Origin of the sequence: Streptomyces griseoluteus, assembly GCF_004784465.1 — a bacterium.
GTDB classification, from domain to species: Bacteria; Actinomycetota; Actinomycetes; order Streptomycetales; family Streptomycetaceae; genus Streptomyces; species Streptomyces griseoluteus.
This window is the reverse complement of sequence record NZ_SRRU01000004.1, coordinates 72,561-89,775: the sequence shown is the minus strand read 5'-3', so window position 1 is coordinate 89,775 and position 17,215 is coordinate 72,561. Positions and strand designations below refer to the sequence as shown.

The following is a 17,215-nucleotide window of genomic DNA, read 5'->3' as shown; positions in this document are numbered from 1 at the left end:
CCGGGGGTGTGTGAACACCCCCGGCCCCTCTGTCAGTTGGTGCCGATCCGGGCCAGCAGGTCCACGATCCGCCCCTGCACCTCGTCGCTGGTGGACCGCTCCGCGAGGAACAGCACCGTCTCGCCCGACGCCAGCTTCGGCAGGTCCGCCTGCTCGACCGCCGCCGTGTAGACGACCAGCGGGGTCCGGTCGAGCTGCCCGTTGGCACGCAGCCAGTCCACGATCCCGGCCTGACGGTGCTTGGTCCGCATCAGGTCCATCACCACGAGGTTCGGCCGGAACTGCCCGGCCAGCGTCACCGCGTCGGCGTCGCTCGCGGCCCGCGCCACCTGCATCCCGCGCCGCTCCAGCGTCGCGGTGAGCGCCAGCGCGATCTCCGCGTGCTCCTCGATCAGCAGCACCCGGGGCGGATGCTGCTCGCTGTCGCGCGGGGCCAAGGCCTTGAGCAGTACGGCCGGGTCGGCGCCGTACGCCGCCTCGCGGCTCGCCTGGCCGAGGCCGGCCGTCACCAGCACCGGCACCTCGGCGGCCACCGCCGCCTGGCGCAGCGACTGCAGCGCGGTCCGGGTGATCGGGCCGGTCAGCGGGTCCACGAACAGCGCGGCGGGGAACGCCGCGATCTGCGCGTCGACCTCCTCGCGCGAGTGCACGACCACCGGCCGGTAGCCGCGGGAGCTCAGCGCCTCCGAGGTCGTCACGTCCGGCGCGGGCCACACCAGCAGCCGGCGCGGGTTGTCCAGCGGCTCCGGGGGCAACTCGTCGTCCATCGGCTGCGGACGCGGGGTGTCCGCGACCTCGACCGCGCCGCCGGGACCGTCCAGCGGCTCGGGACCCTCGGCGGCGTTGGCGTCCGGTGCCCCTATGGCGTACGACCGGCCCACGCCCTCGGTGCCCGGAGCCCGGCGCGGCTGCGCGGGTGCCTCCGGGTGCGGACGGGCGCCCGCCTCTGGCTGCGTCTCCGGGCGCGGGGGCGGGGTGCCCAGCTTGCGCCGCCGCCCGCTGCCGTTGGTCGCGTGCGGGGGCGGGGTCGCGGTCGGCTGCTGCACCTGCGCGGCCTGCCGTACGAACGGCACGCCCTGGCCCAGCGTGCGCACGCTGATGGCGCGGCCCTGGGTGGAGTCGGGCGCCTCGGCGGGGAGGGGCTGTGCGGCCCGGGGCTGCGGCGTGAACTGGGGCGGCAGCGCGGCGCCGGGCAGACCCGCGCCCGCCGTGTCGTCGTCCTCGTCATCGGGCCACGGCTGCGGAACGGGCGCCGGGGCGGCGGGCGCGGCGGCGGCCTCGGCGGGCAGCGGCTGCGCGGGTACGGCCGCCTCGGGGGCGGTCGCCTGCGCCGGTACGGGGAGGGGCTGGGCGGGGGGCGCGGCCTGGGCCGGGATCGCCGCCTCCTGCGGCGCCGGCTGGGCCACGGCCCGGCGGCGCCTGCCGGTGGGCGCGGTGGTCGGATGCGGCTGCGGCGGCGTGTGGTCCTCGGACTGGTCCACGGGCACCGCGTCGTGCCGCCCGCCGTCGACGGGGCCGCCCTGGGCGGGGGGCTGCGGGGGTACGGGGGCGGACTGGGCCGGGGCCGCCGGTACGGGAGGCCGAGCCGCGGCGGGGGCCATGCCCTGAGCGGTGCCGGTGGTGGCGGGACCGGGGGTGGGGGCCGGGCCCTGGGCCGGAACGGGGCCCCGGGCGGGGACGGGTACCGCGCCCGGAGCACCCGGCATCGGAGCCTGAGCCTGCGCCGGGACGGGGACCACGCCCGGAGCCGCCCCCGGCATCGGAGCCTGACCCTGCGCCGGGACGGGCGCCGCATCAGGAGCAAGACCCTGCACGGGCACCGGACCAACGCCCGCGGCGCCACCCGGCATCGGAGCCGGAGCGACACCCTGCGCCGGAACCGGTCCCACACCCTGACCGATCCCCCGCACCGGGACCGGACCAACCGCCGGACCGGCGTTCACAGTCATCCCCGGAGCCACCCCGGCCCCCGCGGCCGTACCGGCACCAGGAACCGGCGCCCCTGCCAGCGGGCCCACCCGCACACCCGGCGTCTCCGCCTCCGGGGTCCGGTCCGCCTCGGCAGGCGGCAGGGCGAAGACCGTACGCTCCCCCGTGTCCTGTGCGGCCGCGCGCTCGGCCGCTGCGGCCAGGGCACGGCGGCGCCGCCCGGTCGGCTGGGCATCCCCGGACGGTGCGCCCTCCGCGCTCGGCGCGGGAAGCGCGGGCGGCAGCGCCGCCTGCTCACCGGCGCCCTGCGGAGCCCGCTGCCCGGCGGGCACCGGCACGCCCTGCGGCGGCACCGCGCCACCAAGTCCCGTGTTGGAAGCAGCGGTTCCGGCCGCATGCTCGGCCGCCGTCATCACGGCACCCTCGGCCGCCACTCCGTCCCCGACCTCGGCGGGACGGCCCCGTCGTCGGCCGGTGCCGCTGGAAGCCGCCTCCGCGCTCTCGATCGCGGCCGGGGCCAGTTCCTCGGCCGCCGGGGCACCGCGCCTGCGGCGCCGCCCGGTGGGCGCGGGAGCACCCGGCGCGTCGGCCGCCTCCGCGCCCGCGACCTCGCTCTCCAGGAACGCGTCGGTCGACGACCGCCGTGCCCGCCGCCGGCCGCCCTGCTCGCCGGTGTCGCCCACGAGGGCGACCTCGGCGCCGGTCGACACGGCCTCGCGCGGGTCAGGGACGCGCGCGGCGACCGTACCGGCGCCACCGCCCAGCGGGACTTCGAGGACGTAGGCACGCCCACTCATGCCCGGCACCTCATGTGTCTGGAGCACACCTCCGTGCGCCCGGACGATGCCCCGCACGATCGGCTCGTGCACCGGGTCGCCCCCGGCGTACGGCCCGCGCACCTCGATACGCGCGACCTCGCCACGCTGGGCGGCCGCGACCACCACGGTGTTGTCGAGGTAACCGGCTGAGGAGACAGGGGCGTTGCCGGTGGCGTCCACGCCCGCGACGTCCGCCACGAGGTGGGCGAGCGCGGTGGCGAGCCGCTGCGGGTCGACCTCGGCCTCGATGGGCGGCGCGTGCACGGCGAACTGCACGCGGCCCGGCCCGATCAGCTCCACGGCACCGTCGACACCGGCCGCGACGACCGCGTCCAGCATCACCTTGGTACGGGCGATGTCCTCGGTGCCGGAGTCCAGGCGCTGGTAGCCGAGGACGTTGTCGATGAGGGCGGTGATGCGGGCGTACCCGGCCGACAGGTGGTGCAGCACCTGGTTGGCCTCGGGCCAGAGCTGGCCCGCGTCGTCGGCGGCGAGGGCGGCCAGTTCGCGGCGCAGCTCGTCCAGCGGGCCGCGCAGGGAGGAGGCGAGGAGGGTGAGCAACTGCTCGTGGCGCGCGGCCAGGGCGTCGTACCGGTCCTTCTCGCGCTCGCCGAGGGCGGCGTACCGCTCCTCGCCCGCGGCCAGTTCCTCCTGGAGCTTCTCGCGCAGCCCGGTCAGCTCGGCGGCGCCGCGCTCGGTCAGCTCCTCGACCTCGGTGACGTGCTTCTGGCGCAGCGCGGTGAGGTCGGCGGCGTGCTCCTCGGCGAGCCGCTCCAGCTTCTCGGCGTGTGCCTTCTCCAGCGCCTCCTTCTCGTCGGCGAGGGACTGGTAGGGGCGCCGGTCGGTGAAGGTCATGACGGCGCCGACGAGCTGGTCGCCGTCGCGCACCGGGGCGGTGGTGAGGTCCACGGAGACCTCGTCCCCGCTCTTGGACCACAGCACCTGCCCGCGCACCCGGTGCTTGCGCCCGGAACGCAGGGTGTCGGCGAGCGGCGACTCGTCGTACGGGAAGGGGGAGCCGTCGGCGCGGGAGTGCAGTACGAGGGTGTGCAGCTCGCGGCCGCCCAGCTCACCGGCGCGGTAGCCGAGGATCTGCGCGGCGGCGGGGTTGACCAGCACGATCCGGCCGTCGGTGTCCGTGCCGACGACGCCCTCGGAGGCGGCGCGCAGGATCATCTCGGTCTGCCGCTGCGAACGGGCGAGTTCGGCCTCGGTGTCGACGGTGCCGGAGAGGTCCCGCACGACGAGCATCAGCAGCTCGTCACCGGTGTAGGCCGAACCGTCGTACGCCTGCTGGGGGTTCTCCAGGTTGGCGCTGGTGACCTCGACCGGGAACTCGGTGCCGTCGGTGCGCCGGGCGACCATCCGCGTCGGTTTCGTGCGTCCGGCCGGGTCCATGTGGTCGGGGCGGCGCATCGAGCCGGGGATCAGCTTGGAGTCGAACTGCGGCAGCAGATCGAGCAGGCCCCGCCCCACGAGCGCCGTACCGGGTGCCTCGAACGCCTCCAGGGCGATGGTGTTGGCGTTGACGACCGTGCCGTTGGCGTTGACCAGGAGCAACGCGTCGGGCAGGGCGTCGAGTATGGCTGCGAGGCGAGCAGCGCCTCGGGATGGCCTGCTGCTCACGAGACGCTTCCTCCCTGTCACCGCACCTTGCCGACCGCTCGGGCCATCTTGCCAAGCGGCCCGCGGGGTGTCACGCGAGGGAGTCTAAGGGCTACGCCCGCGCGCACGGCGCCGGATGGGAGGGAGGTACCACGACGAAGTGACGCCGAACATATGCCCGCATCCCACCACGGGTCGCCTTCCGCGGTACGCGACTTGCCCCTGACGTGCACCCCGGTCCGCTGCCGCCCCCTCCGCCCGGCACCCGCCGCCGGCCCTCCCCGGCTGCGCAACCACTCCCTGAGACCTTCGCCGGACCTTTACGGGGATTTCTGCGCCCCGGCACCCGGCAGGAACGGCACCAGCCGGTCCCAGCGGGCGATCTCGCACCCGTTGCGCCGGCTGAAGTCGGCGTCCACGGGGCGGCCGGCCCAGGACCCGGTGACGTGCGCGGTGGCGGGCCCGCCGTCGATCATCGTGCAGATGCTGTCCGGGGGGACGGGGGCGAAGGTGTCCTGACCCCAGCGGGTGTTCTCGTCGAGCACGCGACAGGCGTCGGCGGGGTCGGGGTGATCACCACCCTCGGGATGACAGAAGAGCTGCCGCACACCGTCCCGGCCGGGGCCGGCGCCATGGACGAAGAGGGTGAGGTGATCACCGGTGCGGTCGTCGGGGAGCGGGGGCGGGGGGAGGGCGGGGGTGGTCGCGTGGCTGGGAGTGACGAGGGCCGGGGTGACGGCGGCCGCGTAGGCCGGGAGGGTAGAGGTTGCGGCGGTAGGAGTCGCGTAGGGCGGGACGGCAGAGGTTGCGCGGGTCGGAGTCGCGTGGGCCGGGGCGGCGGAGGCCGCCCGGGCCTGAGCGGCGGCGGGGGCCGCGACGGCCGGGGTGGCGGCGAGGCCGCAGAGGAGGGAGACGGCGAGGGACGCGATGCCGCGCCGCGGGAGAGCACTCATACCCACCCCAACGCGCATCCCCGCCCGACGTTGCGCCTCACCTGCGACACCCCCCGCGGAAGCGGCGCGCGCCTCGCCGGGGAAGCCCTTTGCCCTGCGGGCCAGGTGCCTAGTACCGTGGGGGGCGATTGGTGACACCGCGCTTGCCTGTGTCATCATCTGCACGCACCATTCGCGCGCTCGCGGGAGTGGTTGTGCTGGAGGCGTCGCCTAGTCCGGTCTATGGCGCCGCACTGCTAATGCGGTTTGGGTCTTAAAGCCCATCGAGGGTTCAAATCCCTCCGCCTCCGCCCTGATCCGAAGCCCCGGTCCACTTGGACCGGGGCTTCGGCGTTGCCGGGCTCGTGGCGAGCCCCTGCGTTCGATCTAGGTTTCGACGTTTCCGCAGGTCAGGCAGGGTGCGGGGAACGGATTTCACATGACGGCGGCAGTCATGTAATGTTCTTCCTGTCGCCGGGACGGGCCGAAAGGCCAGGGAAACGGAGACAAAAACAAAAGAACAAGCACTCGTAGCTTAACGGATAGAGCATCTGACTACGGATCAGAAGGTTGCAGGTTCGAATCCTGCCGAGTGCACACAGGTTGAAGGCCCCGGAGAGATCCGGGGCCTTCGGCGTTTCAGGGTCGTACAGCAGCTAAATACAGCAACAGCGTCAGTTGGCGCCGCCCATGGCATCGGAGAGCTTGCCGAGCGCGGCCCGCACCTCTTCCTCACTGGCTTCGGCGTAGACCTCCATCGTCATGGCGATCTGCGAGTGCCGCAGGATCCGTTGAGCCACCTTCGGGTGCACCTTCAGGGCGACCAGGAGCGAGCTGCAGGTGTGCCGGGTGTTCCGGAGCGGGATCACCCGGAGCCCGGCGCGCCGGGCCCGCAGGGCGAACATGCGGGTGAGGTTCCCCGGCTCGATCGGCGTCCCGTACTTCGTCGTGAAGATCAGCCCGCGAGTGTCCTGCCACAGCTCACCGGCCGCATTCCGGTCCCCGGTCTGCTGGGCACGCCGCATTCGGAGCGCCCGGAGGCAGAACTCGGGGAGCGGAAGGAAGTCGTCGGACTCCTCCGTCTTGGTCTCCCGGTGCAGGATCTGTCGGCCCGCGCGCTGGATCTGGTGATCCACGTACAGCTCACCGGCCTCGAAGTCGATCGACTGCCAGGTAAGGCCCAGCGCCTCACCACGCCGCAGACCGAGGCAGAGGACCAGGACCCAGGCCGCGAAGAGCGGATCTTCCCGGGCGACCGAATCGGCTAGGAAGCGCCCCGCCTCGACCACGGACCAGGGCTTGATCCGGCGCCGCCGAGGTTTTGGCACCTTGACCAGGGAGGCCACGTTCTTGTTGATCTCCTCCTCGGTCACGGCGTGCGTGAGCGCGGCCCGCAAGGCGTCACGGGCGGCCTGGACGACCCGCCGGGACGGATAGGCCTCACAGCACTCCCCAACCGCACAGCACCGCTGACGCGGCTTAGCCCGCTTGGCGTCCTTGCCCTGGGCGCAGCACTGGCAGATGCCGGCCAGCTTGGTCAGCCACTCCCGCACGTCCCGGACGGTCAGCTTGTCGAGCCGCTTCCCGCCGAGGTGCGGATTGATGTAGAGCCGCACCGAGCCTTCGTACGACACGTACGACAGCGGAGCGAGGTTGGGCTCCACGATTGACTCGAGCCAGTAGGACAGGAACGCCTGAACCGTCCGGTGCCGAGTCTGCACCGGGCCCTTGCTGGCGTCACTGTGGAGCCTGATCCACTTCTCGTGGGTCTCCTCGCGGGTCTTGCCGTAGACGTACTTGCGCTTGCGGTCGCCGTCCGGGGTAGTCACCCAGGCGTAGGCCGCGAAGCCGTTCTTGTACTGGTAGATGGAGCCCTCGCCGTTGGCCCTCTTTCCGCTCATGCCGCCCGCTCCACGGTCTCGGAGGCGCAGCGGTTCACGTACTCGTCGACCCAGGCCGGGAGGATGCGGCGGTTACGGCCGATCTTCACGGACCGGATCTCCCCGCTCAGGACGAGCGCCTTGGTCTTGGAGAGGCCGAAGCCGAGCATCTCGGCGACTTCGGCCGTGGTGTGCCACTTGCGGGTGATGGTCACTGTCGTCATGCGGTGGGTTCTCCTTCGGTTCCGGGGGCGGGTTCGAGGGTTTCGGCGAGCCAGGCTTCGGCGTCGGTGAGGCCCGTTCCGGCGTAGACCCAGTGGGCGAGGACGAGGGTCGTGTCCGGCTCGGTCCGGGAGTCGGAGGCCGCTTGGGCTCGGCGCCATGCGGCGCGGGCGTCGCGGAGGGCGCCGAGGGTGGTGGAGTAGCGGCGGGACTTGGTGGAGAAGTGGCCGCGGAAGCCGAGCATGTGGGCCCAGGCGCGCAGGCGGAGGTGTTCGAGGTCCTTGCGGGCGCCGAGGGCCCAGGCCGTTCGGATGAGGCGGCGGGCGTGGTCGGTGATGTCTAGCTGGGCGAGTTCGGCGACGAACTTCAGGGGCCGGTCGAGAGCTCCTGTCGCGGTCTCGGCGCCCTTGGTGGCGTACTTGGCGATGTAGGCGGCGACGGCCCGCTCGGTCAGCTCTTGGCCGCCGTCGAAGTCGGCGGAGCGGATGGTGCGTACGTCGAGCTGGCGGCCGAAGGTGAAGACGTGGGACCGGCCTTCAATGACGGGCCCGTCCACGCGGACAGCGGTGGCGGCGGCGTGGATGGCGTCGGTCAGCAGCTCGGCGGTGGCCCAGGCGGGAGGCGGGGTGTCGCCGCCCTCGGGGCCGTCGATGCGGATGACGGCGTGGAAGTGGACGGCGCCCCGCTTCTGGTACTCGGCGACCTTGGCGAAGGACACCCTGGCGTACTCGCGGAAGGTCCGTTGCGTGAGACCGGCGCGCTTGGCGACCTCCCGGCGCAGGTAGGTCGAGAAGCGGCGCCACAGCGGACCGGCGTGCGCGTTCCAGAGGATGGCCGCTTCGTAGTCGTAGGTTTCCGGGTCGAGCGGGGTGCCGAGGGCGGGGTCGTCCTGGTCGTGGCGGGTGCCGCAGCGGCAGGGGCGGACCGAACCGGCCGCGCCGGTGGGGCGGTTGTGGACGGGGCCGAAGCCGGGGGCGGTGAAGGTGGCGAAGACGCGCGGGTGTGCGGCGACACGTTCGGGAACGCCCTTGCCGCCGCGCAGGCCGGAGGTGATCAGGTGGAAGGTGTCCCGGCGGTAGACCTCGGCGCAGGCCGCGCAGCGGGTCGTGCGGCGGTTGTTGCAGCGGACGAGGAGGTGTCCGGCCGGGAGGGCGGCGGAGTCGAGGTGGTGGAGGACGCTCCCGATCTCGCCGGTGCGGGTGTTCACGTCGTATTCGGTGCGGTGGCCGTCGAGGCGGATCGGGTGGGTGCAGCCGCCGAGGCCCGAGAGCTGGCGCAGGAGGGCGGGCATGGTGCCGAGGGCGGGCAGGTCTCGGAGTTCGGTCAGCGGGGGCGGGGTGGCGCGGGTGATGATGGGCTTGCTCCTTCTGGCTTCGGCTGGAAGGGGTGAAGGCCCCCGGGGCGGCGGATGCTTGCCGGTATCGAGGCCGCCCCGGGGGTCTGGTGCGTCAGTGGCGACGCTGATCGCGGAGCATCGAGCGCAGGACCACGACGGCGACGGCCACGGACATGGCCGTGACGGCCACGGCGGCCAGTAGCGCGGTCAGTACGACCCCTCCGACGAGGACGGCCGCGACGGCTCCGGTGCTGACGGAGATCTGCGGGGCCGGGCGCCGGGTGGAGAGTTGGTGGTCGGTCGCCACGGTGTGGGTGTGCGCGGGCGGCGGGGTCGGGGTGTCGGGGTACTTGGGCAGGAACACGGCGAAGCTCTGCTCACCTAGTCGTCTAGTCATGTGAGCCGTTGACGATGCCCACGCCGGAGCGCGTGCCGGACTCGATGGCCGGGGCCATGAAGGTGTGCGAGAGCCAGAAGCCGAAGAGGGCGATCAGGACGACGATCCACGTGCGGACGCCGAGGAACTTGACCGCTCCCCAGGCGAAGAAGCCGAGGACGACGACGAGCGGGAGGCTGACGGTCACGGGAGGCGGGTCCTTTCAGCGGACGGGGCAGCGGTGGGTGCGGGCGGCCAGTTCGGCGGCGGCGCGGCTGTCGTAGTCGGCGGAGAAGCCGCAGCGCGGGGCCGTGCAGGCGGCGGTGTGCTTTTCCCGGCCGAGTCCGTCGTAGGAGGTGCCGACCTGGACGGGGCCGATGCGGGAAACGGAGCGGAAGCGGCGGTTGGCACTCATGGAGGGCTCCTTTCAGAGCTGTGCGGCGATGGCGTCGGCCAGGGGCAGGGGCACGCCGAGGCGGGCGCGCAGGGTCGGGGTGTCGATGGCCGTTCCGGTGCGGTTGTGGTGCTCGGTGGCGACCTTGCGTGCGTGCTCGACCAGGGCCGCCGGGACGGGGACCGCGGGCGGAGCGGGCGCGTCCTCCTGGTCCTCGATGGGCTGCGGTTGCTCCGGTTCGTCGGTCGTCTCGGGGTGGTCGTCCGTCGTCGGCGGGGTCGAGTGGGCGAGGAGGGTGCCGCCGAGGAAGGCGACGGCTGGCCAGCCCGCGACGAGGATGCGGAGCCAGGCCGGTACCTGGTCGATGTCGAGCAGTCCGGCGGTGGCGACGTTCGCGCCGAGGGAGGCGGTCAGCGCGATCACGAACCAGCACCATCTGGCCGCCTTGGCCTCGCCAGAGCGCAGTCGGCGCCAGGCGGCGACGAGCAGCAGGTCGACGGAGACGGGATACGCCCACGCCTTCCATCCGTCCTGACCGGCGGCCGAGGCGATGTCATGCAGGTGGGCGAAGGACAGCGCGGCGGCGATGACCGCCTGAACGAGCACCGCGTCGACGCGGGCCAGGTGGGCGCGCATGCTGCGGCTCCTTCCGGCTTCGGGCATGGGAGGGGTAGGGACGTGGCGCGAGGCGGTCACGCCGACCGGGGGTGAAGGGGGAAGCGCCGGGTCAGTCGGTCACGGGTCGCGGCTTCACGACCGGGGACGGGATCTCGACCGGCGGCGCAGGCACGTCGGGCCGGAAGGGCTTGAGCGCGGGAAGGTCGGGGACCATGTGGGCCCAGGCGCGGCAGATCTCGGCGGCGTCGCCGAGGGAGAGGTAGGGCGTGCGGATGCGGGACCAGCCGCCGGAGGTGTCACCGGCCACGGCGAGGCCGGGACGTTCGGGGGCGATGGCGCAGGCGGCGAAGACGGCTTCCGGGGCGATGTCGCCGAGTGCCATCTTGGCGGAGGCTTCGTCGTTGACGCGGTGGCAGACGCGGCCGGTCAACTGGGCCCGCAGCATGGTCGCTCCCTTGCCCAGCTCGGCGCCGAAGCGCTGCCCGCACACCTCCAGGTGGATGCCGGCGGCGCGGCCGAGCTGGGCGAGCCGGATGAGCTGGGTGACCATCTCGTCCCGCCGTTCCTCGTCCGTCTTCGTGGCGACGAGGAAGAGTTCGGCGACCTCGTCGACGAACAGCACGACGGGTACAGGGCGTTCGCTTTCGGGCAGGCCCCAGATGTCGGAGGTGATCTCCTCGTCCGGCGTGCCGGGGGCGATGCCCTGTCGGGCCTTGATCAGGTCATACCGTTCCTCCATTTCCCCGATGAGCGCGGGCAGTAGTTCGGCGGCCTGCTCCGGGTTCGTGGCGAGGGCCGAGAGCCGTGCGGCGAAGGGCGCGAGTTCGACGCCCCGCTTGCAGTCGATGCCGACCAGGGCGACCGGCTGCCGGGCGAGTCCGGCGACGAGGTGACGCAAGTACATGGACTTGCCGGACAGGGTGGCGCCGAGGGTGAGTTGGTGCGGCACGGTGCGGTAGTCGCGCAGGAAGGGTGTGGCGTCCTCGCGCAGCGCGACCGGCACCCGGAGGAATTCGGCCCGAGTCTTGCGCGGCATGCGCACCCGGCTCAGCACGTCGAAGCCGACGAGCCGCAGCTCGACCACGCCCGGCTTCACCGTGGTGACGTAGACGGCGTGAACTCCCCAGGCGTGCCGCAGCCGTTCGGCGGAGGCGGCCACGTCGGCCGGCTCCTGACCGGGGGCGAGCCGCAGGCGGAGCCGCAGTCCGGTCGTGGTCGGTCGGATGATTCCGCGTCGCGGCGGTACCGGCCGGACCTCGCGGCGGCTGGTGGCCTTGACCGCCAGGACCCGGAGCCGGGACGGGGCCACGGTGAGGCCGCAGGCTTCCATGACGGACCCGTACGAGCCGATCAGCCGGGCGGTCGAGAGCGGTAAGCCGACCGTGGACCAGTAAAGGCCGGGGTGTCGCGCCCGGGCGTAGGCGGCCCCACCGCCCAGTGCGGCGACGGGACCACCCACCTCCAGAAGCGTTGTCAGGTCGGACATCAGGCCGTGGCTCCCACGGTGGCAGGGAAGGTGGCGGGGGTGACGGCGGCGGCCCGGTAGGCGATGCCGTGCCGCTGCTGCCCGTTGAACACGCTCTCCCACGGACGGGCGGCCAGACCGGGCAGCGAGACCGGCGCACCGAGCGCGAGCCCTTCCGACACCCCGCTCTCCGGAACGGTCACCTTGATCAGGGACGACTCCCCCTCCTCGATGTACACGACGCCGATCGTCATCAGCGACTCGCCGCTGACGGCGTCCTTCGCGATCTCGCCCGTCTGCCGGTCACGGACCTTGGGCTCGGGTGCCTCGGTCAGCAGGATCGTCGCGGCCGAGGTCTCCACACGAATGGTGCGCAAGGCTTCTTCCCATCTACTCGTCTATACAAGATGCGATCTGAGAACCCGTCATCGCCGGGAACGAGATCACCTTGCCACACAACTTGCCCACTCGTCTATACGAGTAACCCTGTCGGCGTGTACGAGTCCGAAGAAGTGGCCTCGCGCACCGCCGATCAGGTCGCCGGGAGCTGGTAGGAGAGGACGTAGGCGTCGGCCGCCATCACCGTGTCGCAGACCTCCACGGCCCGCCCTTCGGTGTCGAAGGCGGTGCGGACGAGGTGGATGACCGGCACGCCTGCGGCCAGGCGCAGCGTCTTCACCTCAGCGGGCGAAGGCATCCGGGCGCGGATCTCCTCCTCGAAGTGGTCGAGGTGGTGCCCCAGCTCTTCGAGGCGGGCGTAGATGCCGCCGGGGCCGGGGTTGGGCTCGGCGATCTGGGTACCGCGGGCGATGTCGAGCGGCAGGTAGGAGGTGGCGAACTCCACCGGGCGTCCGTCCAGCAGGTACCGGCGCCGCCGGGCGAGTACACGGCGTACCGAGCCGAGCCGCGTAGAGATGTCCTGGCTCGCCTTCTCCTCCTTGACCTCCAGGCTGTCGACCTGCGGATGACTGCCGGCGGCATCGGCCTCCACGATGAACGCGGACTTGCCCTGCTCGCGATGGCGGCGGGCGAAGCGGTCGGAGGCGAGACGGCGCACGGGCGGACGGGGCCTGACGAAGACGCCCTTGCCGTGCTCGGCGTGCACCAGGCCCTCGCCCGTGAGGATCGAGAAGGAGTTCCGGACCGTCATCCGGGAAACGCCGTAGTGCTCGACCAGTTCGGCCTCGGAGGGCAGCTTCTCCCCTTCTTTGAAGCGCCCACGATCGATGGCCTCGCGCAGCTGGTCGGCGATCTGCCGGAAGACCGCACGATCACTCGTGGGGTCAAGCGTGCCGAGAACGCTCGGTAGAGAGGTCATGGATACTCCTTTAGGTATCTAGACGAGTGGCCGAGTGTTATTGCTACGGTGGAGAGCCTAGCCAGCCGAGAGGGCCGAGGAACGTGAGCACAGAACGCCCGCACTCCGTGAGCGTCGCCGGGGTCATCGTTGACGACAACGGCCGTGCCCTCTTGATCAAGCGCCGCGACAACGGCCATTGGGAACCGCCGGGCGGAGTCCTCGAACCCGAGGAGACCATCCCCGACGGCCTTCAGCGTGAGGTCCTCGAAGAGACCGGCATCAAGATCGCGCTTCCTGCGACCCTCACCGGCGTCTACAAGAACATGACGGGCCTGATCGTCTCGCTGGTCTTCCGCTGCGAAGCGATCGACGGGACCCCCACCACCGGGGACGAGACCAGAGCCCTTCGCTGGGCCACCCGCGAAGAGGTCAGCGAACTCACCGACGAGGCGTACGCGATCCGCGTCCTGGACGCCCTCGACGCGACGAACCCGCCGGCCATCCGCGCCCACGACGGCGTGAAACTCGTCTAGTCCGAACCCGCTGCACATGGCGGCCTACCTGCATGAAGGAACTTGTATGCACGAGTATACGAGTAGTGCTCGGGTCTGGGGGCTGAGTTGCCCAGGATTCCCGGAAGAGGTGAGCCGGGCCCGCCGATGGACCCGCGACATCCTGCGAGGCTCCCCCTTAGCCGAGGACGCCGAGCTGATCGTGAGCGAGCTGAGCGCGAACGCGATCCTTCACACGGCGAGCGGCCGCAAGCACGGTGGCTTCCACCTGGCCGTCGCGGTCTCCGCTCAGGTGGTGGCGGTCTCGGTCACGGATGACGGCGGTACGGGGACGACTCCGAAGGTCGAGCACCAGGACCAGGCCGCCGAGCACGGCCGGGGCCTGAGCATGGTCAGCGTCATCGCTCACCGGGTCGTCGTGCACGACAGCGACCACGGCCACACCGTCACCGCGGAGTTGTACGCGGATGCCCGGTTGGGAGGCCACCCGTGCTGATGAAGCCACCGCAGCGGGGCTACTGGTGCGAGTGCTGGACCGAGAACCTGGCGGAGGAGTGGCCGCCGGCATTGCTGGCATCGTTCGACGCCTACTCCTCAGCCCAGGCGGACCGTTGGGTGGCAGTCGTGCTCCGCACGATCTCACCGGCACTGGACGCGGATGCCTCCGACGCGGCGTGGGAGTGGCTGTACGAGGGGCGCATCGAGACCAGGCGAGCCCTGCTGCGGGCGGAGCCGTGCACGGTGTCTGTCACCCACGCCAGGACCCGGATCACGTGGACCATCCGACCGGTGCTCTTCCTTGCGCTGGCTCACCGTCAGAACACCGAACTACCGGCGTGTGCATACCGGTTCAAGGCCCACGCGACCGACTGAGTTACAACTTTCTCTACTGGTTCAAGCCCCGGCTGCGCTCCGCTCCGCCGGGCGCGCTCCCGGCTCCGCTGCGGGCGCCGCTCCTGCCTCCGGCCCGCTCCGCCCGCGCTGCGCCGACGCGCGCCCACAGGTGGATAGGGCCGGAGGCCATGAGTCGATCACCGCATAGAGCGGCCCGCGGTCAAGGCATTGCCTCCGGCGGGGGATCGGCCGGCACCGGGATGGAGGGGGGCCGTTTGGCGACTGCGGGTCCGTTGTGGCGTGTGCGGGAGCTCCCATCCCGTCCACCGCCGACCCAGGCAGAGCCGAGCAGACGCGGCCCAGGGCGTCAAGGTCGTTCGTACAGTGGCGCGCTCCACCTTGACGCCCTGGACCACGCCCGCTCCACGGTGTGTGGGTCGACGGCGTACGGGATGGGAGCTGGGGTGACTGGGGAGCTGATGTCGTGGGCCACCCAAACCTTCGGCAAGCTCACAGCATCTTTTTGGCCAACTTGCGGTCAGGCGGGTAGGCCCGGGTTCCGTGCCGTTCAGTGCCCTTCAGTGCCGTTCATTGCCATTGAGTGCCCTTCAATGCCCCTCAGTACAAGCGCCCAGTTGCTGGAAGTGAGCGGATGCGCCAACGGCTGGATGAGCACTAAAGCGCACGCTGCTACCGTCTTGAAGCAGCTCGTAGTACAACCTCGCAAGTAGCAACCAGCAAGGCCGAGTTGCGGAGTGACGCCTGTTAGAGTTGGCGAACTGCGCGCACGCCAAAGACCCGTTCGGCGTCTGTCTCTCACCACGTTCGCCGTACGGGTCACTCGACGCCCGAAAGGAAGTCATGTCTACGCACGACGACCGACCGAAACCATCGAAGACGCGAGACAACTGTCTCCCGTCCCGGAATAGTACACCCAGGGCAATGAGCAGAACAGCCGAGACTCCCAACGCAGCCGCGCTGATCTCGTCGCTCGCCAGTCTGATCACGGCCCTGACCGGTCTCGCAGCCCTTCTGCTGCGAAGCTGACCGACCAATCACCGTGCCCCCTGCGGTGCCCGACACTGAGGCACACAGGGGGACTCACGGGGGACGGCAGCGAGCACCCGGAAAACTTGCAGGTCAACGTCTCACCAGGTCAGACGCCATCCACGTACGCGATCTTCCAAACTGGTGCTCAGGGTCTCGAGCGATGCGGCGCTTTCTTAGGGACGGGCGGACAGTCGCGCGCCACGCTCTGAGACTCTGGGCAGATGCTCACTGAAGACGAAGCACGAGGGCTTGTTCTCGCGGAGCTCGCACGGGCCGAAAGAGCAGTACACCTGGAGCTTGCGATCTCCAGGGTTGAACCGGTGTCTTTCGGGTGGGTGTTCTACTGGTGTGCGCGACAGGACATCGGTCGCCCCGCTGGCCAGCGGCCAACACTCGGTGGGAACGGCCCTTTCTTGGTGGATCGGGAGAGCGAGCGGCTTATCCGAGCTGCAACCAGCAGGCCCGTACCCGAACAGATCGCGGACTATGAGCGTCGACTGCGGCATGAGGCTCATGTCCAGAACGCGGCGGCGAAGCAAGCTGTACAGCAAGGAAGTACAGCAACCACGGCAACCGTGGCCATCCGCCACCAACCTCCGACGGCCGACTGACCTGCCGAGCGAGCCTCAGCGACCGCCCCGCCCGTAGTTCGCATCGAGGAGGCCGCAGGGCGTGCCACTTCCGTGCCAGAACGGGCGGGGACTCACGGGGAGTCGAGGTTGCCCAGAGTACGCACGGCCATACGCCGCCCAAGGCAGGGATTCCCAGGTCAGGCCCAGGGTCCCCCAACCTCGCTCCTAAAGCGGTGGCTCCCTGGCAACCAGCGGCAGCGGCCCGCCGGCGCAGGCCACTGCGCGCCGCCGTCCTCGCTGAGGAAGAGCAGGGGGGGCCATGTCCGATCGGCGGCATCGATCAGCCCCGTGCGCAGAGGATGGCCATGTCCACGGATGAGCTGCGCTGCTCGTTGGGTAAGGGGATCCCCCCTTTACGCCTCAGCGATGCTGCGCCTGTTCGGGCACCACAGGAGGTGCCTCACTGAACTGAGGTCCAATCGCAGGCATCTCGGCCCCTGCGAGCTTCATGATCAGTCCAGCTTGCAGACGGGTCTTCACCTCCGGGTCGGTCACTCCTGCAAGTAGCGCGATCGCCTGCTCACCAGCCCGCTCAGCAAGCATGTCGGCACGAAGGGCCTCGGTCTGATCGGCCATGTGTTTCAAGGCGATATCCGCCCGCCGGTGCACCAACTGACCAATCACAGTGGAGACGACACCCGAGCAGCTAGTAACAATCGAAGCGAACATGTCACCACTGGTCTCTGCTCGCCAGATGGCCAGAGTCACGCCGGAAAGGATCACCAGCACGCCGACTGCGGAGATCACCTGGCTTGCATAGAAACTACGGCGCGCCTGCGTGAGCCCGTACGAGTAATACTCGACCAGCACGCTTGCGAACTGATCATCGCGTCTTCGTGCCCCACTGCCCGGTCGAGTGCCATCACCATCCGGTTCGCCACCTTCCCGGTCAACGACCGCGACGTTGCCGCCAGCAAGGTCGCCCCACGTAATGCCGCCTCCGGGTCCCGAGCCAACCAGACGTTTTGCCGTCTCGCGTTGCTCGCGCTCGAAACCTCGCCGGGTAGCCAACAGAGTGCTGACGACCGTGGCTGCTGCGAGAACGGCACCCGCGGAACCCGCCGCGATGTTCAGCCAGTCACCTTGCATTCGCAGCCCCCACCCTGAGCACCTCACTTCGCCGAGACCCAAGCGATCTTACGCACTCGGCTAGAAGGCTCAGCGAGTCCAGACGGACCGCTCCGCCGACCTCAGGGGCGCAAGCGACGCTCGATCTGAGACGATCAAACGGCCCTTCGAATCGCGTCCATAGTCCGGCGACGTTGCTGGCATCACCTGCGGCGGCGCTGATGTCCCCCACCCCCGTCGCTTC

At 71.0% G+C, this 17,215-nt stretch carries 16 protein-coding genes and 2 tRNA genes; 5 read left to right on the top strand and 13 right to left on the bottom strand.

Annotation, left to right across the window (positions count from 1 at the left end; genetic code table 11):
• Positions 1-32: 32 nt before the first annotated feature.
• Together E5082_RS12310 and E5082_RS12305 are read right to left on the bottom strand one after the other, a co-directional pair.
• Positions 33-4,373: a PAS domain-containing protein gene (locus E5082_RS12310; protein ID WP_135791305.1), complete on the bottom strand. Its 4,341-nt coding sequence runs from the start codon at positions 4,371-4,373 to the stop codon at positions 33-35.
• Between the two features lie 299 nt (positions 4,374-4,672).
• Positions 4,673-5,305 carry an SSI family serine proteinase inhibitor gene (locus E5082_RS12305; RefSeq protein WP_135791304.1) on the bottom strand — a complete coding sequence of 211 codons (633 nt, stop codon included), beginning with the start codon at positions 5,303-5,305 and terminating at the stop codon, positions 4,673-4,675.
• A gap of 199 nt (positions 5,306-5,504) precedes the next feature.
• On the opposite strand from E5082_RS12305, the gene E5082_RS12300 reads away from it, so the two are divergent.
• Both E5082_RS12300 and E5082_RS12295 read left to right on the top strand, forming a co-directional pair.
• A tRNA-Ser gene (locus tag E5082_RS12300) sits at positions 5,505-5,595 on the top strand.
• Positions 5,596-5,808: 213 nt separating this feature from the next.
• Positions 5,809-5,881, top strand: a tRNA-Arg gene (locus E5082_RS12295).
• Positions 5,882-5,958: 77 nt separating this feature from the next.
• Here the strand turns inward: E5082_RS12295 and E5082_RS12290 are convergent.
• The 10 genes from E5082_RS12290 to E5082_RS12245 form a co-directional block, all read right to left on the bottom strand.
• A complete protein-coding gene (locus E5082_RS12290) occupies positions 5,959-7,185 on the bottom strand; it encodes a site-specific integrase (RefSeq protein WP_135791303.1) in 1,227 nt (408 codons plus the stop codon).
• Entirely contained in the window at positions 7,182-7,388 is a 207-nt protein-coding gene (locus tag E5082_RS12285; protein WP_135791302.1) for a helix-turn-helix domain-containing protein, read from the bottom strand. The genes E5082_RS12290 and E5082_RS12285 overlap by 4 nt, the downstream gene beginning before the upstream one ends.
• Complete coding sequence (locus E5082_RS12280) at positions 7,385-8,677, bottom strand: replication initiator (protein ID WP_135791301.1); 1,293 nt, start codon at positions 8,675-8,677, stop codon at positions 7,385-7,387. Before E5082_RS12280 ends, E5082_RS12285 begins: the two co-directional genes overlap by 4 nt.
• A 157-nt stretch (positions 8,678-8,834) precedes the next feature.
• Positions 8,835-9,086: a SpdD protein gene (locus E5082_RS12275; protein WP_135791666.1), complete on the bottom strand. Its 252-nt coding sequence runs from the start codon at positions 9,084-9,086 to the stop codon at positions 8,835-8,837.
• A 25-nt stretch (positions 9,087-9,111) separates the two neighbouring features.
• On the bottom strand, positions 9,112-9,306 hold the full coding sequence (locus E5082_RS12270) for a hypothetical protein (RefSeq protein WP_131567478.1): 195 nt from the start codon (positions 9,304-9,306) through the stop codon (positions 9,112-9,114).
• 15 nt (positions 9,307-9,321) lie between these two features.
• Positions 9,322-9,513, bottom strand: coding sequence for a mobile element transfer protein (locus E5082_RS12265; protein WP_135791300.1), 192 nt, complete (start codon positions 9,511-9,513; stop codon positions 9,322-9,324).
• 12 nt (positions 9,514-9,525) lie between these two features.
• Complete coding sequence (locus tag E5082_RS12260; protein WP_135791299.1) at positions 9,526-10,128, bottom strand: DUF2637 domain-containing protein; 603 nt, start codon at positions 10,126-10,128, stop codon at positions 9,526-9,528.
• 91 nt (positions 10,129-10,219) lie between these two features.
• Positions 10,220-11,596, bottom strand: coding sequence for an FtsK/SpoIIIE domain-containing protein (locus E5082_RS12255; RefSeq protein WP_135791298.1), 1,377 nt, complete (start codon positions 11,594-11,596; stop codon positions 10,220-10,222).
• Positions 11,596-11,952 carry an SCO3933 family regulatory protein gene (locus E5082_RS12250; protein ID WP_135791297.1) on the bottom strand — a complete coding sequence of 119 codons (357 nt, stop codon included), beginning with the start codon at positions 11,950-11,952 and terminating at the stop codon, positions 11,596-11,598. Before E5082_RS12250 ends, E5082_RS12255 begins: the two co-directional genes overlap by 1 nt.
• Positions 11,953-12,107: 155 nt before the next feature.
• The gene (locus E5082_RS12245; protein WP_135791296.1) at positions 12,108-12,893 is read right to left on the bottom strand and encodes a GntR family transcriptional regulator; all 786 of its coding nucleotides are present in this window, start codon (positions 12,891-12,893) and stop codon (positions 12,108-12,110) included.
• 107 nt (positions 12,894-13,000) lie between these two features.
• Here E5082_RS12245 and E5082_RS12240 point away from each other — a divergent pair, with 107 nt between their 5' ends.
• The 3 genes from E5082_RS12240 to E5082_RS12230 are packed head-to-tail and all read left to right on the top strand — an operon-like array spanning position 13,001 to position 14,260.
• Positions 13,001-13,408 (top strand): NUDIX hydrolase, encoded by a 408-nt coding sequence (locus E5082_RS12240; RefSeq protein WP_086693546.1) that lies wholly within the window; start codon positions 13,001-13,003, stop codon positions 13,406-13,408.
• 46 nt (positions 13,409-13,454) lie between these two features.
• On the top strand, positions 13,455-13,883 hold the full coding sequence (locus tag E5082_RS12235; RefSeq protein WP_135791295.1) for an ATP-binding protein: 429 nt from the start codon (positions 13,455-13,457) through the stop codon (positions 13,881-13,883).
• The gene (locus E5082_RS12230) at positions 13,883-14,260 is read left to right on the top strand and encodes a hypothetical protein (protein WP_135791665.1); all 378 of its coding nucleotides are present in this window, start codon (positions 13,883-13,885) and stop codon (positions 14,258-14,260) included. Before E5082_RS12235 ends, E5082_RS12230 begins: the two co-directional genes overlap by 1 nt.
• 2,003 nt (positions 14,261-16,263) lie before the next feature.
• Here the strand turns inward: E5082_RS12230 and E5082_RS12220 are convergent.
• Positions 16,264-16,992 (bottom strand): TRADD-N-associated membrane domain-containing protein, encoded by a 729-nt coding sequence (locus tag E5082_RS12220; protein ID WP_229918813.1) that lies wholly within the window; start codon positions 16,990-16,992, stop codon positions 16,264-16,266.
• Positions 16,993-17,215: the final 223 nt, after the last annotated feature.